Raw genomic sequence first — 21,453 nt, 5'->3', positions numbered from 1 at the left:
CCCGGTACCGCGCCCGGAGGCCCCTTGAGCACCGTGAGCCCTTTGACCACCGTGAACCCTTTGACCACCGCGAACCCCGTCGGACGGCTGGTCGTCCTCGTCCTCTTCGAAGGCGTCGACCTGCTCGACGTCACAGGGCCCCCCGAGGTCTTCTCGCTCGCCCGGCGCGAGACGGGTGAGGCGGCGGGGTACGAGGTGGTCCTCGCGGCCGAGACCATGGAGCCGGTCACCACCGGCGCCGGGGTCCGTGTCCTGCCCGACCTCACCTTCGACGGGCTGGCCGCGAGGAGCATCGACACCCTGATCGTGCCCGGCGCGGTGGAGGTGGGTGACGACCGCCGCGTCTACCCGCTCGTCGATCCCGCCGTGGTGGAACGGGTCGGGCAACTCGCCGCCCGGACCCGCCGCATCACGTCCGTCTGCGTCGGGGCGCACCTCCTGGCGGCCGCCGGCCTCCTCGACGGCAAGCGGGCGACCACCCACTGGTCGACGGCGCAGCGGCTCGCCGCCGACCACCCGGAGGTCGAGGTCGACGCCGACCCGATCTTCATCCGCGAAGGCGATGTGTGGACGGGCGCGGGCATCAGCGCCTGCCTGGACCTGTCGCTCGCCCTGGTCGCCGAGGACCTCGGCGAGGCGGTCGCGCTGCGCATCGCCCGGCAGCTCGTGATGTACCTGAAACGGCCGAGCGGCCAGAGCCAGTTCAGCGTGCCGCTGGAGCAGGTCTCCACGACACGGCGTACCGAGGAGCTCCGCCACTACGTCATGCGCAACATCGGCGAGCCCCTCACCGTCGCCCGTCTCGCCGGGTTCGCCCGGGTCAGCGATCGGCAGCTCACCCGGATCTTCAAGACGGAACTCGGCACGACCCCGCACGCCTACATCGAGGCGGCCCGCGTCGAGGTGGCCCGCAACCAGCTCGAAACCGGTGACGCCACGCTCGAACGCATCGCGACCGCCTGCGGGTTCGGCACCGTCGACACCCTCGTCCGGGCGTTCCGCCGCCGGCTCGACACGACACCGACCGAGTACCGCCGCCGGTTCCGGACCGTTCCCGCCTGAGCCCCGGGGCGGGGCCCGGGGACGTGCCCGACGGTCCGGCTCCTCAGTCCTCGAAGTCCCGCGCCAGCTCTTCCCACGCCAGGCCGCGCAGGGCCGCGGGAGCGTGTGCGTCCGACGGGGGGTCCGCCGTGGGCTGGAACCAGACGACGACGAGTGCCGAGAAGTACCAGCCCGAGCGGTGAGCGGGGTCGGTCTCGCCCGAGTGGAACATCCCGACGCAGGCCACCGGAGGAAGCTCCTCGATCGGCTCGCCCACACGCGTGGTCCCGCCGCGCCCGGTGCGCTCGGGGGGTATGAGGTGGACGGGCCAGCCGGGGTAGGCGTCCTCGGCGACGCGCAGACGCCCCTTGATGATCCGGTCGTTGACTCTCCCGGTCGGGGCCCCTTCGAGCAGACCGCCGTAGGTCGAGGAGAGCCGCAGCTCGACGAGGGAGACGGTCCGGCGCGACGAGAGGGTGACACAGCTCAGGGACATGGCCGAACCCTACGGCCGGGGTACCGGCACCGGGAACGGAACCGGAGGCCCGGGCATGCGGAAGGCCCGGCACACGGAGCTCCCGGCGCGCGGAAGAACCCCGCGCACGGAGGCACGCGGGGCGCCGGCATGCGTGAGGGCCGGGTCCCCCCTCCGGGCCCGGCCCTCACGCCCCCGTGGGCGCCCGTCTCAGGCGCCGCGTACCGCCGCGGTGGAGCCGCGGACGACCAGCTCCGGCTGGAAGACGTACTCCGTGCGCTGGACGGGGTTTCCGCCGATCTCCTCCAGCAGGGCGCCCACCGCCGCCGTCGCCATGGCCTGGACCGGCTGGCGGACCGTGGTGAGGGGCGGGTCGGTGAAGGCGATCAGCTGGGAGTCGTCGAAGCCGACGACGGAGACGTCGCGCGGGACGTGGAGGCCCCTCCCCCGGGCCGCGCGGACCACGCCGAGCGCCATCAGGTCGCTGCCGCAGACGATGCCGGTGCAGCCCGCGTCGAGGAGGGCACCGGCCGCGACCTGGCCGCCCTCGACGCTGAACAGGGTGGAGCAGACCAGGAGTCCGGCCTCCTCCCGGTCCATGCCCAGCAAGGACACGGCCGCGTCGACGAAACCCTCGCGCTTGCGCCGGGAGGGCACGTAGCGCTGCGGGCCGATCGCGAGGCCGACCCTGCGGTGGCCCAGCTCGGCCAGGTGGCCGACGGCCATGCGTACGGCGGCCGGGTCGTCGGGGGAGACGAAGGGCGCGCTGATGCGCTCGTTGTAGCCGTTGATCAGGACGAACGGCACACCGCGTTCGGTGAGCGCGGCGTACCGGGCCGGGTCGGCCGAGGTGTCGGCGTGCAGTCCGGAGAGGAAGACGATCCCGCCGACACCGCGCTCGACGAGCTGTTCGACCAGTTCGTCCTCGGTGGCGCCGCCGGGCAGCTGGGTGCAGAGGACGGGCGTGTAGCCGTGCCCGGCGAGCACCTGCTCCACGGACTGGGCGAACGCCGGGAAGATCGGGTTGGTGAGTTCGGGCGTCACCAGCCCGATCAGCCCGGCGCTGCGCTGCCGCAGCGGTACCGGGCGTTCGAAGCCGAGGATGTCGAGCGCCGCGAGCACCCGCTGGCGCGTGGTGTCCGCGACGCCCGGCTTCCCGTTGAGGACCCGGCTGACGGTGGCCTCGCTGACACCGGCCTGGGCGGCGATGTCGAAGAGGCGCAGGGTCTGCCCGGTCCTCGGTGCGGGGACGGTCACACCGTCCACCACACCGTGGTGTCGGCGGGGAGCTCGACGGTGTCGCCGTCGGCGAAGACCGGGGCGCTGGCGAGCAGCAGGGTCCCCGGGGCGGCGATCCGTACGGGAGCGCCGGTGGTGTTGACGGTGCAGACGAAGCCGGGGCGGCCGAGGACGAGGACGCCTTCGGGGGCCGGGAGCCACTCGACGTCCGTACCCGCGCCGAGGCCCGGGTGCTCGCGGCGGGCGGCGATCGCGGCCCGGTACAGCTCCAGGGTGGAGCCCTCGGCGCCGGTCTGCGCCTCGACGGACAGCTCGCCCCAGCCGGTGGGCTGCGGCAGCCAGCTGCCGCCGTCGCCGAAGCCGTAGGAGCTGCCCTCGCGGGTCCACGGGATCGGCACCCGGCAGCCGTCGCGGAAGCCGTCCTGGCCCTCGGCGCGGAAGAAGGACGGGTCCTGGCGGGCCTCGTCGGGCAGGTCGGTGACGTCGGGCAGGCCGAGTTCCTCGCCCTGGTAGACGTAGGCGGAGCCGGGCAGCGCCAGCATCAGCAGGGTCGCCGCACGGGCCCGGGCGAGGCCCTTGTCGCGGTCGCCGGCGGTACGGATCTGGGTGCCCAGGCCCGGCGGGTTGGCGAAGCGGGTGGCGTGCCGGGTGACGTCGTGGTTGGAGAGCACCCAGGTGGTGGGCGCGCCGACCGGGCGCATCGCGGCGAGGGAGGAGTCGATGACCGCGCGGAGTTCGGCGGCGTCCCAGGCGGTGGAGAGGTACTGGAAGTTGAAGGCCTGGTGCATCTCGTCGGGACGCACGTAGTTGGCGGTGCGCTCGACGGTGGGGGTCCACGCCTCGGCGACCGCGATGCGCTCACCGGGGTACTCGTCGAGGATGGTGCGCCAGCTGCGGTAGATCTCGTGCACACCGTCCTGGTCGAAGAACGGCATGACATCGTTGCCCAGCAGTTTCAGCTGGTCGTGGGAGCCGAGGTCCGGCAGTCCCTCGGCCTTGACGAGGCCGTGGGCGACGTCGACGCGGAAGCCGTCGACGCCCATGTCGAGCCAGAAGCGCAGGATGGAGCGGAACTCGTCGGCGACGGCCGGGTGCTCCCAGTTGAAGTCGGGCTGCTCCGGCGCGAACAGGTGCAGGTACCAGTCGCCGGGGGTGCCGTCGGGGTTCGTGGTCCGGGTCCAGGCCGGTCCGCCGAAGATGGACTCCCAGTCGTTGGGCGGGAGTTCGCCTTCGGCGCCCTTGCCGGGGCGGAAGTGGTAGCGCTCGCGCAGGGCGGAGCCGGGGCCCTCGGCCAGGGCGCGCTTGAACCACTCGTGCTGGTCGGAGGAGTGGTTGGGCACCAGGTCGACGATGATGCGCAGGCCCAGTCCGTGGGCTTCGCGGATCAGGGCGTCGGCGTCCAGGAGGGTGCCGAACATGGGGTCGATGGCCCGGTAGTCGGCGACGTCGTAGCCGGCGTCGGCCTGCGGGGAGGCGTAGAAGGGGCTGAGCCAGACGGCGTCCACGCCGAGGTCGCGGAGGTACGGGAGACGCGCGGTGACACCCGCGAGGTCCCCCATGCCGTCGGCGTTTCCGTCGGCGAAGCTGCGTGGGTACACCTGGTAGATCACCGCGTCCTGCCACCAGCCGGTGCGGTGGCCCGGGGCGCCGTCGGACGTGCCGGTGGAGGGGGCAGCAAGGTGCTGGGTCATGTCGTCCCTGGGGTGTCTGGGTGGGGAGCGGCGCCGGGACCGGGTCGGGGATCCGGCGCCGCCGTGACGGGATGCGGTCGTACGGTCGTGCGGGACTGGGGTGCGTCAGCCCTTGACGGCTCCGGCGGACATGCCGGTGACCAGGTGCTTCTGTGCGAAGAGGAAGACCAGGGCGGCCGGGATCGCGATCAGTACGGAGGCCGCGGTCATGGGGCCCCACTGGGCTCCGTACTGGTTGACGAACTTCTGCAGTCCGCCCGCGAGGGTGAGGTTCTCGTCGCCGACCATGAAGGCGGAGGCGTACGCCACCTCGCCCCAGGCGGTGATGAAGGAGTAGAAGGCGGTGACGGCGATGCCCGGCTTGGCGAGCGGCAGGATGAGCCGCCAGAAGGTGCCGAACGGGGTGAGGCCGTCGACCATGCCGGACTCGTCGATCTCGCGCGGGATCGTGTCGAAGAAGCCCTTCATCATCCAGGCGCAGAACGGCACCGAGATGGTGAGGTAGGTGATGACCAGCCCGGCGGGCTGGTTGATCAGGCCCATCGTCGACATGATGTTGTAGATCGGCACGATGAGGACCGCGACCGGGAACATCTGGGTGATCAGCAGCGTCCACATCAGCCCGCGCTTGCCGGGGAACCGGTAGCGGCTGACGGCGTAGCCGGTGGTGGCGGAGACGAAGACACCGAGGACGGTGGTGAGCCCCGCGATGACCACGGAGTTGCCGAACCAGGTCAGGAACTCGGTGTCCTTGATCAGGTTGGTGTAGTTCTCGAACGTCGTCTCGCGGAAGAAGTCCGTCGTGGTGGCGTACTTCGCGGGCTTGAGCGAGGTCAGCAGGACCCACAGCACCGGGAAGACGGCGATCACCGAGGCGATGACCAGGGTGAGGTGCAGGGCCACGGAGGCGACCGGCGAACGCTCGCCGCGCTTGCGGGGCGTACGGCTGGAGTGCCGGGCGCCGGCGGGTGCGGCGGCCTTGGCGGTGGGGGTGTGTGCGGCGGTGGTCACCAGTTGTCTCCCTGCGTGCGGAGCACTCGCCGGTAGACCACGGCGAAGAGCATCAGGAGTACGAGGATCAGCACGCCCCAGGTGGAGGACTGCGCGAAGTCGCGCGGGCTGATCTCGAAGGAGAATTTGTACGCCTGGGTGACCAGGATCTGGGTGGACTCACCAGGCCCGCCCCGGGTGAGCAGGAAGATCACCGGGAACATGTTGAAGGTCCAGATGGTGGAGAGCAGGACCACGGTCGTGGAGACCGGGCGCAGTCCCGGGAGCGTGACGTGGCGGAACCGCTGCCAGGCCGTGGCGCCGTCCATCTCGGCGGCCTCGTACTGCTCCGAGGGTATGGACTGCAGGCCGCCCAGCAGGGCGACCATGATGAAGGGGATGCCGAGCCAGACGTTGACCGCGATGACGGAGAACTTGGCCCAGGTGGGGTCGTTCAGCCACGGGATGCCGTCGATGCCGGCGCCCCCGAGGATCTTGTTGAGCAGGCCGCGCTCCTCGTTGTAGAGGAAGCGCCAGGCGAAGACCGAGACGAAGCCGGGGATGGCCCAGGGCAGGATCAGGGCCATGCGGTAGGCGGAACGGCCGGCGATCTTGCGGTTGAGGATGTTGGCGAGGGCCATGCCCAGGGCGAAGGTGATGCCCACACAGGAGACCGTCCACACCAGGGTCCAGCCCAGCGTGCCGAGGAACTGGCCGCCGGTCAGGGCGTCGGCGTAGTTGTCCAGGCCCACGAACTCGTAGGTGGCGGGCAGTTCGTTGACACCGATGGAACGGGCGACGTTGCGCTCGTTGGCGTCGGTGAGCGACAGCCAGATACCGCGGACCAGCGGGTAGCCGATGATCACGCCGATCACGATCACGACCGGGGCGACCATGGTCCAGGCGTACCAGTGGACCGAGAGGGCCCGCCGGAACTTGCCGGGCGGCGGGGGGGTACCAGTACCGCGGCTCCGGCCGCGGGCGACGTCGTCGCCCGCGGCCTTCGCCACCGACTGGCTGGTGTGGACAGCCATCAGCCGGCCTGCCTTCCTGATTACTTCCAGCCCTTGAGGAGCTTGCGGTAGGAGTCACCGGTGGCCTTGGCGGCCTTCTCCGGCGTGGTCTGGCCGGTGAGCACCTTGGTGTACTCGGTGTTCAGCGGGGCGAAGAGGCTGCCGGTCTCGGGGATCCAGGGGCGCTCCACGGCGGTCTCGACGACCGGCTTGAAGAACTGGACGATCTCGCTGTCGACGGCCTGCTGCTTGGCGTACGCGGAGGTGCGGGTCGGCAGCAGGTTCAGCTCGCCGGCGGTCTGCGCCTGCGTCTCCACCGAGGTCATGTACTCGACGAAGGCGTAGGAGGCGTCCAGGTTCCCGGAGCCGGCGTAGACGGCGAGGTTGTGGCCGCCCTGCGGGGCGCCCTGGCCGGCGGAGCCGGCCGGGACCGTGGAGATGCCCAGGTTGGCCTTGTCCTTGAACTGGTCGCCGGTCAGCGTGTCGGCCACGGCCCAGGGGCCGTTGACCATCATCGCGACATCGCCGTTCTTGAACGACTGCATCATGTTCTCCCAGCCGTCCGTGGCGTCGGTCTTCGCCGCCCCGGATTCGACCAGGTCCTTGACGACGCCGAAGGCCTTGACGCCCTCGGCCTTGTCGACGGTGATCGTCTTGTCGGAGGCGTTGACCAGGTCGCCGCCCTCGCCGTAGAGGAAGGAGAGGAAGTAGTACGAGTCGTCGCCGCGGAGGTAGAGGCCGGTCTTGCCGGTCTTGTCCTTGATCTTCTCGGCGACGGTCTTCAGGTCGGCGACGGTGGCCGGGGGCTCGACGCCCGCGTCCTTGAACATCTTCTTGTTGTAGAAGACGCCCATGGAGTCGATGACCTGCGGGACGGCGTAGGTCTTGCCGTCGTACTTCGTGGAGGCGGCGGCCTGCTTCAGGAAGTCGCTCTCGTCCTTCAGCGCGGCGGTGCCGTCCAGCGGGGCGAGGTAGCCGAGGTCGGCGAACTCGGGCGTCCAGGCCACCTCGGAGCGGATGACGTCGGGGGCGCCGGAGCCGGCCTGGGCGGCGTTCTTGAACTTGTTCTGCGCCTCACCGAAGGGAACGTTGACGTACTTGACGTCGACCTTCGGGTGCTTCTTCTCGAAGCCCTCGGCGATCTTCTTGAAGACCTTGTCCTCGGTGCCGACGCTCGAGGTGTCCCACCACGTCACCGTGCCGGAGAGCTCGCCCGAGCTCTTGCTGCCGCCGCCGGACTCCTCGTCACTGCCGCAGGCGGTCGCCGCGAGCGCCAGGGCCGCGACCAGGGCGGTGGCCGTTATGCCACGTCGCATCTGAACTCCTTCAACTGCCGTACCGCTCCGTCGCGGCGCCGGGTCGACGTGAACGTAACAAGGATGAAAGGCGACCGAAAGACCTTGCGGAAGATTTCTGCAAGCTCCGACGATCGTTACATTGGCGTGTCCTCAAGGTTGCCGTCAAGACTCTTGACGGAACCGGTTTCCCCCTGCACATCCCAGGCCAGGCCCCGTGAACAGCCGGTCCGGCGGCTCTTTCGGATCACACGAGCGAGGACCGCAAGACTTTGCAAGACGTTTCGGCCGGGGCGTCCGCGAGCCGGTTCCTGCGGGCCGGGCCGCCCGGATCCGGTACACGGTGGGCAATCCGACACGCGCCCGGTACAGTCCCCTCATGACCGCACGGCTTGCCGATATCGCAACTCAGGCGGGGGTCAGCGAAGCGACGGTCAGCCGCGTACTCAACGGCAAGCCCGGTGTTGCAGCGGCCACCCGCGAATCAGTCCTCGCGGCGCTCGACGTCCTCGGCTACGAACGCCCCGTGCGCCTGCGCCGGCGCAGCGCCGGTCTGGTCGGCCTGATCACCCCCGAGCTGGAGAACCCGATCTTCCCGGCTCTGGCCCAGGTCATCGGCCAGGCGCTGACCAGGCAGGGCTACACCCCGGTGCTGGCGACGCAGACCCCGGGCGGCTCCACGGAGGACGAGCTGACCGAGATGCTCGTGGACCGCGGCGTCTCGGGCATCATCTTCGTCTCCGGTCTGCACGCCGACACCTCCGCCGACATGCAACGCTACGAACAACTCCGGGCACAGGGAGTCCCCTTCGTCCTGGTGAACGGTTTCTCCCCCAAGGTGCAGGCGCCGTTCATCTCGCCCGACGACCGTGCCGCGATGCGGCTCGCGGTGACGCACCTGGTGGCGCTGGGGCACCAGCGGATCGGTCTGGCGGTCGGCCCGAAGCGCTTCGTGCCGGTGCTCCGCAAGATCGAGGGCTTCCACGCCACGATGGGCGAGCAGCTGGACCTGCCGGCGGCCGGGGTGGAGGAGCTGATCCAGCACTCCCTCTACACCCTGGAGGGCGGCCAGGCCGCCGCCACCGCCCTGATGGAGCGCGGATGTACGGCGGTGGTGTGCGCGAGCGACATGATGGCGCTGGGCGCGATCAGGGCGGCCCGCCGGATGGGCCGGGAGGTCCCGCGCGACCTGTCGGTGGTCGGGTACGACGACTCCCCTCTCATAGCGTTCACCGATCCGCCGCTGACCACGATCCGGCAGCCGGTGACGGCGATGGGCCAGGCCGCGGTACGCACCCTGCTGGAGGAGATCGGCGGTACCCCCGCCCCGCACAGCGAGTTCGTCTTCATGCCGGAGCTGGTGGTACGCGGTTCCACGGCCTCGGGGCCCGGTCCCGGCCCGTCGCCGGTCTGACCTCTCCGGCCCCGGCCCGCCGCCGGTCCGGGCCCGTGCCCACTCCCCCGTCCGCGCCCGTGTCCCGGCCGGTAGTCTGCCGCCATGGCCCGCTGCCCGTGATCTCCCCTGTGAAGGAGCCGATGTGCGACCGGTACCCGACCGGAGGATCATCGGGCAGAGGGGGACGTATCTGGCAGACTCTGCGCCTATGGGTGAATCGCACGTGACCACACAGGAAAACCGCGGGGCGGTCACCCCGTCACTCGTCGTGGACGGCCCGGAGCCGGCCGGGGCGACGAGGTCGACGGCCCTGCGGCTGCGTTCGCTGCGTTCGCCCCGCCGTCCCCGTCTCTGGTTCGAGATCCTGCTGATCGCGGTGAGTTACTGGCTGTACTCGCTGGTGCGCAACGCGGTGCCGGAGCAGAAGGCGGCGGCGCTGCGCAACGCGGACTGGATCTGGTCGCTGGAGCACACGGTCGGTCTGGCCTTCGAGGAGACGGTCAACCGGGCCGTCAATTCGGTGACATGGCTGATCGTGTCGATGAACTACTACTACGCGACCCTGCACTTCGTCGTGACGATCGGGGTGCTGGTCTGGCTGTTCCGCCGCCACCCCGGCCGTTACGCGGCGGCCCGGCTGATCCTCTTCGCCACCACCGGTGTGGCCCTGCTCGGCTACTACCTCTTCCCGCTGGCCCCGCCCCGCCTGATGGACGGCGGGGGGTTCATCGACACGGTGGCGCTGCACCAGACCTGGGGTTCCATGGCCTCGGGCAACTTCAAGGAGATGTCGAACCAGTACGCGGCGATGCCGTCGATGCACATCGGCTGGTCGCTGTGGTGCGGGCTGACCGTCTTCGCGCTGGCGCGTGCGCCGTGGGCGCGTGTCCTGGGCCTGCTGTACCCGGCGGCGACCCTGGTGGTGATCGTGGCGACCGCGAACCACTTCTGGCTGGACGCGGTGGGCGGGGTGGCGTGCCTGACGTTCGGCTACGCCGTCTCGTACACCTGGTACGGATCGCTGCCGCACCGCCTGCCGAAGGCGGTGCCGGGCCCGGCCGCAGCCCGCAGGCGCTTCTCGCCGCGTGGCCTGGCCGCCCTCGGCCGCCGGCCCGCCCGCCGCCGTCCCTCCGGCCCCGCCCCGCGCCCCGCACCGGGCCGGGGGCGGGACACGGCCCGTCCGGGGCTCTCCTCGGCCCGCCGGAACCCTCAGGAGGGGCGGACCCCGCAGGAGGCGGCCGCCTCGGTCCCCCCGAGCGCGCCCGGCGCCTGAGAGGCCGCCGTCCGGCCCTCCCGGTACCGGCCGTCCGGCACCGGGAGCGTGCGGCCCCGTCCGCGCCGGGTGCGCGGGGCCCGTCCGCACCCGGGCGGGTACGCGGCCCCCTCCGCACCCTGGTGTGTGCGGGCCCCGTCCGCGCTCAGCGGCGCTTCCGGCCGCCGTCCCGGTGGGTCGCCCCGGAGAGCACCCCCACACCGGTGCGCAGGCTGGCGTAGTCGAAAGCCGCCCCCACGCCCCGCACGACCCACGTACACGCCTTCGCCAGGATCTCGTCCACCGCGTCCTTCTCTCCTCGCGCCGTTCCCGTCTCTCCCGGTCAGACGTGATCACGGCGGGGGAGGTTGCGTACGGGGAGACCGCGTCCGGCGCGGAGGGCCGGCCCCAGGCGTGCCGAGGCCGGCCACCCACCGCTTCCGGACCGCCTCCCCCGGCCCTTCCGGACCGTCTCCCGGCCCTTCCGGACCGTCTCCCGCCGCTTCCGCACCGCCCCCTGCCGCTTCGGGGCGCGGATCCCGCCGTCTCACCCCGCGGCTCCGTAGAACCGCTCCTCCACCACGGCCCGCGCCCGCCGGGTGATCCGCCGGTAGTCCTCCAGCATGTCCCCCACGTGTCCCTGCTCGTAGCCCAGGTAGCGGCCCACCGCCGCCAGCTCGCGCGGGTTGGAGGGGAAGGTGTCGCCGGGCCGGCCGCGGACCAGCATGACCGCGTTCCGTACCCGGGTCGCCAGCACCCATGCCTCGTCCAGGGTGGCCGCGTCCTCGTGGGGGATCAGTTCCGCCGCGCTCGCGGCGGCCAGTGCCTCGCGGGTGCGGGTCGTCCGCAGGCCCGGTTCGGCCCAGCCGTGCTGCATCTGCATCAGCTGGACCGTCCACTCGACGTCGCTGAGCCCGCCCCGGCCCAGCTTGGTGTGGAGGGTGGGGTCGGCGCCCCGGGGGATGCGTTCGGACTCCATCCGCGCCTTGAGCCGCCGGATCTCCCGTACGGCTTCGTCCCCCAGCCCCTCCACCGGGTAGCGCAGCGGGTCGATCAGCTCGACGAACGCCCGGCCGAGTTCCTCGTCCCCCGCCACCGGCTCGGCCCGCAGCAGTGCCTGGCTCTCCCAGACCAGCGACCAGCGCCGGTAGTACGCGGCGTACGACTTCAGGGTGCGGGTCAGGGGGCCGCTCTTGCCCTCGGGGCGCAGATCGGCGTCGATGAGCAGCGGCGGGTCGGCGGTGGGCAGCTGGAGCAGTCTGCGCATCTGGGTGACGACGGTGTTCGCCGCCCGCGCGGCCTCCTCGTCGCCGACCCCCTCACGCGGCTGGTGCACGAACAGGACGTCGGCGTCGGAGCCGTAACCCAGCTCGTGTCCGCCGAAGCGGCCCATGCCGATGACCGCGAACCGCGCCGGCAGGGTGTCGCCCCACTGCTCGCGTACGGCGGCGCGCAGCGCACCGGAGAGGGTGGCCGCGTTCAGGTCGGTCAGTGCCTGGCCGACCCGGTCCACGAGCGCCCCGGGATCCGCCTCGGCGGGGCTGTCCTCGGTGCCGTAGGAGCCGATCAGGTCGGACGCGGCCGTACGGAACAGTTCTCTGCGGCGTACCCCGCGGGTCACCGCGACGGCCGCCTCGGCGCCCGGCGCGCGGCGGACAGCGGCGAGCACCTCCTGTTCGAGGTGCTCCCGGCCGCGCGGCCGCAGCCCTTCCGGGTCGCCCAGCAGCGCGACGGCCTCGGGGGCGCGCATCAGCAGGTCGGGGGCGAGCCGGCCGGCCGAGAGGACCCGGGCGAGGTTCTCCGCCGCCGCGCCCTCGTCCCGCAGGAGCCGCAGGTACCAGGGGGTCTTGCCCAGCGCGTCGGAGACCTGGCGGAAGCCGAGGAGCCCGGCGTCCGGGTCGGCGGAGTCCGCGAACCAGCCGAGCAGCACCGGCAGCAGGGTGCGCTGGATGGCGGCCTTGCGGGAGACCCCGGACGAGAGGGCTTCCAGGTGCCGCAGGGCGGCGGTGGGGTCGGCGTATCCGAGGGCCTCCAGCCGGACGACGGCGGCCTCGGCGCTGAGCCGCCTCTCGCCGGGCGTCAGCTGGGCGACGGCGTCCAGCAGCGGGCGGTAGAAGAGCTTCTCGTGCAGCCGCCGCACCACGGAGGCGTGCCGCCGCCAGGCCCTGTCGAGTTCGGCGACCGGGTCGGTGCGCAGCCCCAGGGAACGGCCGAGCCGCCGCAGGTCGGCCTCGTCCTCCGGGACGAGGTGGGTGCGGCGCAGCCGGTGGAGCTGGATGTGGTGCTCCATGGTCCTCAGGAAGCGGTAGGCCTCGTCCAGCTGGGCGGCGTCCGCCCGCCCGACGTAGCCGCCGTCGGCGAGTGCCCGCAGGGCGTCCAGGGTGGAGCCGGAGCGCAGGGAGGCGTCGCCGCGTCCGTGGACGAGCTGGAGCAGCTGGACGGCGAACTCGACGTCCCGCAGCCCGCCGGGCCCCAGCTTCAGCTCGCGGTCGATCCGGTCGACGGGGATGTTGTCGACGACACGGCGGCGCATCTTCTGTACGTCCGCGACGAAGTTCTCCCGGTCCGCGGCCTGCCACACCAGCGGGGAGACGGCCTCGACGTACTCCGCGCCGAGCCTGGCGTCCCCGGCGACCGGCCTGGCCTTGAGCAGGGCCTGGAACTCCCAGGTCTTGGCCCATCGCTGGTAGTAGGCGAGGTGGGAGCTCAGGGTGCGCACGAGGGGGCCGTTGCGGCCCTCGGGCCGGAGGTTGGCGTCGACGGGCCAGATGGTGCCCTCGACGGTGGTGTCGGAGCAGACGCGCATCATGTGGGCGGCGAGGCGGGTCGCGGCCTGCATGGCCTTGGTCTCCTCGGCGCCCTCGACGGGTTCGCCGACGAAGATGACGTCGACGTCGGAGACGTAGTTGAGCTCGTGGCCGCCGCATTTGCCCATCGCGACGACGGCGAGCCGGCACTGTGCCGCGTCGGCGGGGGCGGCGGCCTCGGCGATGGCCAGCGCGGCCCGCAGGGTGGCCGTCGCCAGGTCGGCGAGTTCGGCCGCGGCCTCGGCGACGTCGGTGGTGCCGCAGACGTCCCGGGCCGCTATCGAGAGCAGGGCGCGGCGGTAGGCGACCCGCAGCGAGTCCGGGTCGTCCGCGCCGGCGAGCATGCGCTCGAACTCGGTGACGCCGGGGTGCAGGTCCCTCGCCTCGTAGGTGACGAGGGCCTGCCAGTCGCGGGGGTGCCGGGCCAGGTGGTCGCCGAGCGCCTCGGAGGCGCCCAGGACGCCGAGCAGCCGGTCCCGGAGCGGTTTGGCGGTGACGACCGTGTCCAGCAGCACCCGGCGCTCACCGGGTTCCTGCGCCTCGGTGAGGCGTACGAGCCCGTGCAGCGCCAGATCGGGGTCCGCGGTCGCCCCGAGCGCGTCGAACAGGACGGGGTCGGAGCGTACGGAGGCGAGCTCGGGGAGGTCCAGCAGCCGTTCCGCGGCGGACGGGTCGGTGAATCCGTGCCGCAGCAACCGGGTGAAGGTACTGCTTCTGCGTCCCGGCACCGATGTCATCCCACGCTCTCCCTGCCCGACGGACCAACCGTGTCTTTCGAGACTACGGGGCCGCCGGGACGCGCGCGCCGGGACTCCCCGCGGGCGCACGCCGGTACCCGGCCGGGTGTGCCGGGCTCCGGGGCGGACGGGGGGCGTGCACAGGGTGCGAGGAGCGCGGGGAGCGCGGGGAGCGCGCCGGGGAGCGGGAGTTACCCGCCGGGCGGGGCGGGTGCGACGGACGGGGCGGGCACGGTGGGCGGGGTGGACGCGCCGGGCACAGGGGACGGGGCGGGCACGGCGGGCGCGCCGGTCGGGGTGCAGGGCCGGGTGCCGATCACGACGGTGGCGTACAGCTCGTCGCAGACCACCACCCGCGGCTCCAGCCCGTGGGCGCCGACCGCCTCCTCGGCCCGGGCCGCCTGCCGTTCGCTGGTCTCGACCAGCAGGCTGCCGCCCGGGGCCAGCCAGCCGGGCGCCTCGGCCGCCACCCGGCGCAGTACGTCCAGTCCGTCCCCGCCGCCGTCGAGGGCCACCCGGGGTTCGTGCACCCGCGCCTCGACGGGCAGCAGGCCCACGTCGTCGCTCGGCACGTACGGCACATTGGCGAGCAGGACGTCCACCCGGCCGCGCAGGGAGCGGGGCAGCGGCGTGAAGAGGTCGCCCTCGTGCACCTGTCCGAGGCCGGAGAGGTTGCGCCGCGCCCAGCGCACGGCGGCGGGATCGACGTCGGCGGCGTGGAGTTCGGCCGGGTCCGCCAGGGAGGCGAGTGCCGCGCCCAGCGCCCCGGACCCGCAGCACAGGTCGACGACGACGGGGCGTACGGGGGCCGCGGCCGCGGCCTGCCGGACGAGGAACTCGGTACGCCGCCGTGGCACGAACACCCCGGGTCCGACGGCGATCCTGAGCCCGCAGAACTCGGCCCAGCCCAGCACGTGTTCGAGGGGGAGGCCGTCGGCGCGGTGTCCGACCATGGCGGCGAGTCCGCCGGGGTCAGCCGCGGCGGAGATCAGGAGTGCGGCTTCGTCCTCGGCGAAGACACAGCCTGCGGCGCGGAGTCGGGCGGCGATGGAGGAAGCGGTGAGCGGTGACGCGGAGGACGACATGCGGAGCCTTTCGGGAACCCGATGGGCGCTCCGCGGTCGGCCCGGCCTACCGGGTCGTCCGGTGGGCCACGCGACGGCGAGGGGTGAGCGCCCAGCCTGCTGAAGCGGTAATGGGTCTCACCTCCTGGAGTCGGTCCCGGTGCCGGGACGCGTCACCCTACCGGAACGGGCGGGCGCGCCGCACCGTCCGGATCACGCCCGTGCCCCCGCACCGGAACGGCGCGGGGGCACGGATGCCGTGGGCAGGGCGGGTGTTACAGGTCCACGCTGTCGCGCAGCTTGGTCGGCGTCAGGAACAGCGACGCGACGACACCGATGACCGCGATGCCGGCGGAGATCAGGAAGATGTGTCCGGTCGCGTCGCCGTAGGCGGCGCGCACCACTTCCTGGATCTGCGGAGGCATGGCGGCCACGTTCAGTGTCGAGCCGCCCGACGTGGAGGCGGCCGGGTCGACGCCCAGCTTCGCCAGCCCGTCGGCGATCTTCGTGGCCACCTGGTTGGCGAGCACCGCACCGAGGACGGAGACGCCGATGGTGCCGCCGAGCGAGCGGAAGAAGGTGATCGCACCGCTGGCGGCGCCGAGTTCGCTGAGCGGGACGGTGTTCTGCAGCACGAGCACGAGGTTCTGCATCGACATACCGACACCGATGCCGACGGCCAGCATGCCCAGCGACACGATGACCAGCGAGGTCTCGTGGTCGATCGTGGACAGGCCCAGGAAACCGAGGGTGAGCACCACGACGCCGGTGACGATGTAGGGCTTGACCTTGCCGGTCTTGGAGACCAGGCGCCCGGCGACGGTGGAGGAGAGGAGCACGCCGAGCATCAGCGGGATGGTCAGCAGACCGGCCTCGGTCGGCGAGTTGCCCCGGCCGATCTGGAAGTACTGGCCGAGGAAGACGGCACCGCCGAACATCGCCATGCCCACGGCGAGGCTCGCGACGATGGCGAGGGCGGGGTCCCGGCGGCGTACGACGTGGAGCGGGACGACCGGTTCCTTGACCCGCGCCTCGACCATGACGGCGGCGGCGAGGATCACGACGCTGCCGCCGACCATGGCGGCGCTCTGCCAGGAGATCCAGTCGAAGTCGTTGTCGACGAAGGTGACCCAGAGGAGGAGCAGGCTGACACCGGCGGCGATCAGGGACGCGCCGAGGTAGTCGACCTTCACGTCGGGCCGGCGGATCTCGGTGAGGTGCAGGGTGCGGGTCAGCATCACGAACGCGACGAGGGTGAAGGGGACGGCGATGAAGAAGCACCAGCGCCAGCCGAGCCACGAGGTGTCGGTGATGAAGCCGCCGAGCAGCGGTCCGCCGACGGTGGCGACGGCCATGACCCCGCCGAGGTAACCGTTGTAGCGGCCGCGCTCCTTGGGGCTGATCATCGCGGCGATGATCACCTGCACCAGCACCTGCAACGCGCCCATGCCGAGGCCCTGGATGGCCCGGAAGGCGATCAACTGCCCCGTGGACTGGGCGAATCCGCAGGCGACCGACGAGATGACGAAGAGCCCGATGGATATCTGGAGGAGCAGCTTCTTGCTGAACAGGTCGGCCAGCTTGCCCCAGATCGGGGTGGAGGCCGTGGAGGTCAGCAGCATCGCGGTGACGACCCAGGTGTACTGCGACTGCGTGCCGTTCAGGGAGCCGATGATCTGCGGCAGGGCGACGGAGACCACCGTGCTGCTGATCATCGCCACGAACAGCACGATCAGCAGTCCGCTCAGGGCTCGCATCACATGCCGGTGATCCATGGGTGCAGCCTCGGCGGGCGCGGCCGTTTGTGCGCTCACGCGCAACCTCCGGAAGGTTTCAGGCAGAAAGGGAAGGTCTTCACTCGGGAAGGGCAAGGCTTCGCTCAGGAAGAGAAGTCTTCACTGTACATGCACAGTGGGAAATTTTGCACATTGCGCAATCTTTACCCGGCGATAGATAATGGAGCCATGGAGAGCTCCACGGGACTGCGTGAACGCAAGAAGGCCGCCACCCGGCAGGCCGTACACGAAGCGACCCTGCGCCTGACCGTCGAACACGGCTTCGACCATGTGACGGTCGAGGCCGTCGCGGACGCGGCCGGCATCTCGCGCAGAACGTTCTCCAACTACTTCACCAACAAGGAGGACGCCCTCCTCTACGGCGAGGAGCAGCACATCCGCGCCCTCGTCCAGGCGGTCCGCGACCGCCCCGCCGAGGAGCCCGCCTGGGCGGCGCTCCGGGCGGCGGTCGGCCAGTTCACCGAGCGGATGGCCCCTCCGGAGCGCGAGTGGGCGGTCCGCACCCGCCTCGCCCTGCGCCACCCCTCCCTGCTGGCCCGCCAGCTCGCCGACCACGCGGCGCTGGAGCGCGACCTGGCCGACGCCGTGGCCGCCCGGACCGGACCGGCCGCGGGGACGGTGCGCCCGGTGGTGCTGGCCGCCGGTTTCCTCTCCTCCCTCCGCATCGCGATGCGGACGTGGATCGAGGAGGACGAGGCGCGCGGACCGGGTGCGGTGATCGAGGAGATCCTGGACGAGATGGGCCGCGGTTTCGACTGAGCGGCGGTACGGACGCCCGCGGGCGACGGGGCCGCCGGCGTCCGGCGGAGCACGGCCCGCCTGCGCGTCCCGGTGCCGGGGGGCGTGGCGCCGGGGGCCGTTGCGGTCAGACCGCCGACAGCCGGGTGGTCACCGGGTCGCGGGTGACGATGTAGCAGGTGGCCGTCGGTTCACCGCCGACGCCCCAGTCCTTTTCGGCCGGCCAGGTGTACCAGAACAGGTCGTCCTCGGCCGCCTCACGCTTCCATGCCCCGGGCAGCGGGCGGTACTCCCCCGTGCACCTCTCCTCCACCGCGCTCTCCGCCTCCTCGTCCCCCGGGTACGCGGTGTCCAGGCGGGGGTGGGCGAACACCCTGACGTCGTGGGGCCGGTCGCAGGGCACAGCCACGACCGTGCCGGGCGTGCGGTTGCCGGTCGTGAGGTCGGCGCAGGCGCCTTCCTCCAGGTCGCCGATCGCCGTGACGGCGTCCTTCGCGTCGAGTGTCCGCTCCGTCGGCGCCGGCATGGCCGGAGCCGAGTCCCCGTGTCCGCTCACCGTCAGGACGGCCCGGAGGCCGGTCATCCCGGCGAGAGCGCCGTCCTTCCGGTCGAGCAGTGCGGAAAGGTCCGCTTCGGCCCGTGTGACGCGGCCCTCGGCGTCCACCCTGATCCCGAGCGTCACCGGGGTCTTCGTACCACCGGGGTCGATGTCGCTGGTGAGTTCGGCGCGCAGGTCCTGGGAGAACATCCGCAGCGCGTTGTACGCGGTGAGTTCCGCCTGGTAGGCGCGGCTGCCTTTCTCTTCCAGGGTCTCCGTGGACTCCCGTACGTCCTGCACCCCGCTCAGCACCTCCAGCAGGGTGCCTCCGAAAGCGGATTCGGTGCCCCGCAGCGCGTTGATCGCGGCCTCCCCGCCGAAGACCTCCAGGGATCCCGCGTAGTCCAGCCAGTAATCCGCCTCGCCCGCGCGCAGCCGGATGGAGTCCGGGTCGACCGCCAGCCGGGTCAGGGCAGGGGAACGCCCCGGTCCCAGCCGGGCACCCAGCAGTTCGTCCTTGGCTTCTTCCGGCAGGTCCGGCGCGAGGGTCCACTCGACCGAGCCGGCGGCGCGGCCACCGGCGAAGTCGACACGGCCCGTGGCCTTCTGGACCGTGTCCCCCTCCGGCGAACCGAACGTCAGGGTCTGTGTGAAGCGCGCCGTCCCCTCTGCCTGGGTCGCCAGCAGCGCCTGCCGGGGCTGCTGGCCGAGCGGCGCGCCGAAGACCGGGTGAGCGGCCTTCTCCTTCTCCCCGGAGCCGCCCGAGCAGGCCGTCAGCAGCAGGGCGGACACGGCGAGGATCACACGCAGGGGGCTGACACGGCTTCTGACCACGCCGGTTCGACAAAGGACCCCGCCGATCGGTTGCCCTTCCCCGGGTAACGGAACGGTATCCCCCGCCGGGCGGGCCGTCATACGCTGGCCACCACGTCGGAGTTCTGCGGGGAGGGGCTGTAACAGTGCGGTGGAAGGTGTACGGGGAGCGCCCGCTCTACGCGAACCCCTGGGTGAACCTGTGGTCGGCCGACGTCGAGCAGCCGGACGGCCACCGGGTCGACTACACGATCGTCAGGCTCCGGAACCTGGCCGTGGCGGCCGTGGTCAACGACCGCCGGGAAGTCCTCATGATGTGGCGCCACCGCTTCGTCACCGGCACCTGGGCCTGGGAGCTCCCCATGGGCCTGGTCGAGGACGGTGAGACACCGGCCGAGGCCGCCGCCCGGGAGGTGCTGGAGGAGACGGGCTGGCGGGTGGACTCGCTGGAACCGCTGATCTACGCGGAACCGGCGAACGGCATCACCGACTCGCAGCACCACCTCTTCCGTGCCGACGGCGCCACGTACACCGGGCCGCCCACCGAGCGCAACGAGTCGGACCGCGTCGAGTGGATCCCGCTGTCCGGCGTCCGGTCCATGATCGACCGCCGGGAGATCGTGAGCAGCGGTTCGCTGGTGGGCCTGCTGTACCTGCTCCTGGACGAGGCGGCGCCCTGACCCGGGGACCCGGGCGGGTCACGGGCGCGGGGTCCCGCCGCCCGGTCCGATCGGTGGCAGGGCGCCCAGGACCCACTTCATGGTCTTCCGGGGGGTGACGACGAGCACCGGGACGCCGTCGTCCTCGCATTCCAGGACCAGCGCCTTGCCGTCGTAGTCCGGCCGGCCCTCGGGGTCCGTACGGTAGGGCGGCCGGACCCGGACGGGGGTCAGGGTGCGCGGCGCCTCTCTGCGGTACGCGACACCCGTGGGGTCGGGTGTCGACGCCAGCAGACCGGGGCCGGCCACCAGGAAGCCGCCCCGGCCGGCGTAGGACACCTCGCCCAGCACCATGCCCTGGAAGCTCAACTCCTTGCCGGGCACGGCCCGTTCCAGGCGGAGGGTGTCGTCGCCCCGCTGCCGCCGCGCCATGACCAGTCCGATCACCGCGCAGACCGCCGCCACCACCGGGGCGCTCAGCCCGATGACTCCCAGCGCCTGCCCGGGGCTGTCGGTGAACCACGGCGCGACCGCCGCGACCGCGGTGAGGAAGAGGGCGCCCAGGGCGGGGACCCCGGCGTGCCACGGGTAGGCCAGGCGCGACCGGCTGCTCAGCTTGGCCTGCCAGAAGCAGAACCACAGGAAGACCAGGCCGTAGAAGCCGACGGCGAGACCCCAGGCGCAGTAGAGCCGGTAGTCCCCGCGCGGGTCCGCGGTCGTCCAGCGCCGCTCGGCCCCGGTGTCGACGTAGCGGATCTGGTCCCGCCAGTAGGTGACCTGGATCGTGCCGCCCTCGCGGATGCCCGGTACGTCCTCGACGGCGCCCTCCAGCCGGGTGCGGGTGGCCGTCCCGTCCGGCTCGGTGACGTACACCCAGAACGAGGGGGTCTTCTTCCCCTTCTTCTTGGCGGTCTCCTCGACGCGCACCCGCACGGTCCGCAGGCACTCCCGGCCCCCGTCGCCGGGGCCGCACGCGACAGCCGCCCGGAAGGCCCGTTCGTCCTCCAGTGCCCCGCGCATCGGTACCAGCAGCAGGAACGCCGCCAGCAGCGCGCAGACACCGGCCGACACGGCGGCGCCGATCATCAGCGAACGGTTCTTCGAGCGGGTCGCCCCCGCCTTGTTGTCCAGGGTCACCGGTGCATGGTGCGCCCCCGGCCGGCTGCCGGACCATGCCGGTCACAGGCACCTTCCCGCCCCTCTTCACTGCCGGAACCCGGCAGTACGAACCGGCGCCGCCGCTCCCCGGAAATCCTTTGCCCTGTCCTGCCCTCGTTGGTAGGAAGGCGCGAAACCCGTTGTCCCGACACAGAGTTGAGGGAAAAACATTGCTGACAGGTGAATCGGTGCGGCTCCGGCTGATGGACGAGGACGACACGGAGGCGCACTGGCGCTGGAAGCACGACCCGGACGTCATGCGCTGGATGGACAACGGCTACCCGATGACCCTCGCCCAGTTCCGCGCCTACAAGGCGGAGTTCCCCGCCGCGTCCTACGCGCAGATCGTCTTCGGCATCGAGACCCTCGCGGACGAGCGGCTGATCGGCCTCGTCCGACTGACCACGGACGGGCCCGAGGCCGGGGGCGCCGAACTCGACATCTACATCGGCGAGAAGGACTGCTGGGGCAAGGGCTACGGCACCGAGGCCACCCGCCTCATGTGCCGGTACGGCTTCGACACGATGCGTCTGCACCGCGTCATGCTGTGGGTGGCCGACGCCAACACCGCCGCGATCCGGGCCTACAGGAAGGCCGGCTTCACCGAGGAGGGCCGGGCCCGCGACACCGTCCGCGACGGCGGCGTCTGGCACGACAGCATCCTCATGGGCATGCTGGAGGGCGAACTGCGCTGACGGGCCGACCGGGTTCCGCCCCGGCCGCCCACGGTACGAGAGGACGGCCTCTGCCG

General features: G+C 72.0%; 18 protein-coding genes. 6 read left to right on the top strand and 12 right to left on the bottom strand.

Going from position 1 to position 21,453, the window contains the following annotated elements:
* The first annotated feature begins 60 nt into the window (after window positions 1-60).
* A complete protein-coding gene (locus tag CP967_RS24885; protein WP_229888243.1) occupies window positions 61-1,062 on the top strand; it encodes a GlxA family transcriptional regulator in 1,002 nt (333 codons plus the stop codon).
* A 43-nt stretch (window positions 1,063-1,105) separates the two neighbouring features.
* Here the strand turns inward: CP967_RS24885 and CP967_RS24880 are convergent, their stop codons facing one another.
* The 6 genes from CP967_RS24880 to CP967_RS24855 all read right to left on the bottom strand — a co-directional run bounded on the left by CP967_RS24880 (window position 1,106) and on the right by CP967_RS24855 (window position 7,765).
* The gene (locus CP967_RS24880) at window positions 1,106-1,537 is read right to left on the bottom strand and encodes a hypothetical protein (RefSeq protein ID WP_150490103.1); all 432 of its coding nucleotides are present in this window, start codon (window positions 1,535-1,537) and stop codon (window positions 1,106-1,108) included.
* A gap of 189 nt (window positions 1,538-1,726) precedes the next feature.
* A complete protein-coding gene (locus CP967_RS24875) occupies window positions 1,727-2,785 on the bottom strand; it encodes a LacI family DNA-binding transcriptional regulator (RefSeq protein WP_150490102.1) in 1,059 nt (352 codons plus the stop codon).
* Window positions 2,770-4,446 (bottom strand): glycoside hydrolase family 13 protein, encoded by a 1,677-nt coding sequence (locus CP967_RS24870; protein WP_150490101.1) that lies wholly within the window; start codon window positions 4,444-4,446, stop codon window positions 2,770-2,772. The genes CP967_RS24875 and CP967_RS24870 overlap by 16 nt, the downstream gene beginning before the upstream one ends.
* 105 nt (window positions 4,447-4,551) lie before the next feature.
* On the bottom strand, window positions 4,552-5,457 hold the full coding sequence (locus CP967_RS24865; RefSeq protein ID WP_150490100.1) for a sugar ABC transporter permease: 906 nt from the start codon (window positions 5,455-5,457) through the stop codon (window positions 4,552-4,554).
* Entirely contained in the window at window positions 5,454-6,470 is a 1,017-nt protein-coding gene (locus CP967_RS24860; protein ID WP_150490099.1) for a carbohydrate ABC transporter permease, read from the bottom strand. The genes CP967_RS24865 and CP967_RS24860 overlap by 4 nt, the downstream gene beginning before the upstream one ends.
* Before the next feature lie 20 nt (window positions 6,471-6,490).
* The gene (locus CP967_RS24855; protein WP_150490098.1) at window positions 6,491-7,765 is read right to left on the bottom strand and encodes an extracellular solute-binding protein; all 1,275 of its coding nucleotides are present in this window, start codon (window positions 7,763-7,765) and stop codon (window positions 6,491-6,493) included.
* Between the two features lie 358 nt (window positions 7,766-8,123).
* Here CP967_RS24855 and CP967_RS24850 point away from each other — a divergent pair, with 358 nt between their 5' ends.
* Both CP967_RS24850 and CP967_RS24845 read left to right on the top strand, forming a co-directional pair.
* Window positions 8,124-9,158: a LacI family DNA-binding transcriptional regulator gene (locus CP967_RS24850; RefSeq protein ID WP_150490097.1), complete on the top strand. Its 1,035-nt coding sequence runs from the start codon at window positions 8,124-8,126 to the stop codon at window positions 9,156-9,158.
* 190 nt (window positions 9,159-9,348) lie between these two features.
* Entirely contained in the window at window positions 9,349-10,413 is a 1,065-nt protein-coding gene (locus CP967_RS24845) for a phosphatase PAP2 family protein (RefSeq protein WP_150490096.1), read from the top strand.
* A 145-nt stretch (window positions 10,414-10,558) separates the two neighbouring features.
* On the opposite strand, the gene CP967_RS34145 is transcribed toward CP967_RS24845, so the two are convergent.
* From CP967_RS34145 to CP967_RS24830, 4 genes are all read right to left on the bottom strand, one after another.
* Window positions 10,559-10,696: a hypothetical protein gene (locus tag CP967_RS34145; protein WP_167535439.1), complete on the bottom strand. Its 138-nt coding sequence runs from the start codon at window positions 10,694-10,696 to the stop codon at window positions 10,559-10,561.
* A gap of 243 nt (window positions 10,697-10,939) precedes the next feature.
* On the bottom strand, window positions 10,940-13,936 hold the full coding sequence (locus tag CP967_RS24840; RefSeq protein WP_150490095.1) for a bifunctional [glutamine synthetase] adenylyltransferase/[glutamine synthetase]-adenylyl-L-tyrosine phosphorylase: 2,997 nt from the start codon (window positions 13,934-13,936) through the stop codon (window positions 10,940-10,942).
* A 191-nt stretch (window positions 13,937-14,127) separates the two neighbouring features.
* Window positions 14,128-15,021, bottom strand: coding sequence for a putative protein N(5)-glutamine methyltransferase (locus tag CP967_RS24835; RefSeq protein ID WP_150490094.1), 894 nt, complete (start codon window positions 15,019-15,021; stop codon window positions 14,128-14,130).
* 254 nt (window positions 15,022-15,275) lie between these two features.
* Window positions 15,276-16,775, bottom strand: coding sequence for an MDR family MFS transporter (locus tag CP967_RS24830; RefSeq protein WP_190175029.1), 1,500 nt, complete (start codon window positions 16,773-16,775; stop codon window positions 15,276-15,278).
* A 189-nt stretch (window positions 16,776-16,964) separates the two neighbouring features.
* Between CP967_RS24830 and CP967_RS24825 the strand changes: the two genes are divergently transcribed.
* The gene (locus tag CP967_RS24825; protein WP_150490092.1) at window positions 16,965-17,555 is read left to right on the top strand and encodes an acyl-CoA-like ligand-binding transcription factor; all 591 of its coding nucleotides are present in this window, start codon (window positions 16,965-16,967) and stop codon (window positions 17,553-17,555) included.
* A gap of 106 nt (window positions 17,556-17,661) precedes the next feature.
* On the opposite strand, the gene CP967_RS24820 is transcribed toward CP967_RS24825, so the two are convergent.
* Window positions 17,662-18,906, bottom strand: coding sequence for a septum formation family protein (locus CP967_RS24820; RefSeq protein ID WP_167535438.1), 1,245 nt, complete (start codon window positions 18,904-18,906; stop codon window positions 17,662-17,664).
* A gap of 125 nt (window positions 18,907-19,031) precedes the next feature.
* Between CP967_RS24820 and CP967_RS24815 the strand changes: the two genes are divergently transcribed.
* Complete coding sequence (locus CP967_RS24815; protein WP_150490091.1) at window positions 19,032-19,565, top strand: NUDIX hydrolase; 534 nt, start codon at window positions 19,032-19,034, stop codon at window positions 19,563-19,565.
* Window positions 19,566-19,583: 18 nt separating this feature from the next.
* On the opposite strand, the gene CP967_RS24810 is transcribed toward CP967_RS24815, so the two are convergent.
* On the bottom strand, window positions 19,584-20,681 hold the full coding sequence (locus CP967_RS24810; protein ID WP_150490090.1) for a hypothetical protein: 1,098 nt from the start codon (window positions 20,679-20,681) through the stop codon (window positions 19,584-19,586).
* A 191-nt stretch (window positions 20,682-20,872) separates the two neighbouring features.
* On the opposite strand from CP967_RS24810, the gene CP967_RS24805 reads away from it, so the two are divergent.
* On the top strand, window positions 20,873-21,397 hold the full coding sequence (locus tag CP967_RS24805; RefSeq protein ID WP_208838877.1) for a GNAT family N-acetyltransferase: 525 nt from the start codon (window positions 20,873-20,875) through the stop codon (window positions 21,395-21,397).
* The last annotated feature ends 56 nt before the right edge of the window (window positions 21,398-21,453 follow it).

The organism is Streptomyces nitrosporeus (assembly GCF_008704555.1).
Classification (GTDB): Bacteria; Actinomycetota; Actinomycetes; order Streptomycetales; family Streptomycetaceae; genus Streptomyces; species Streptomyces nitrosporeus.
Note: the sequence above shows the minus strand (reverse complement) of the source record. Positions and strands in the feature narration are given on the sequence as shown.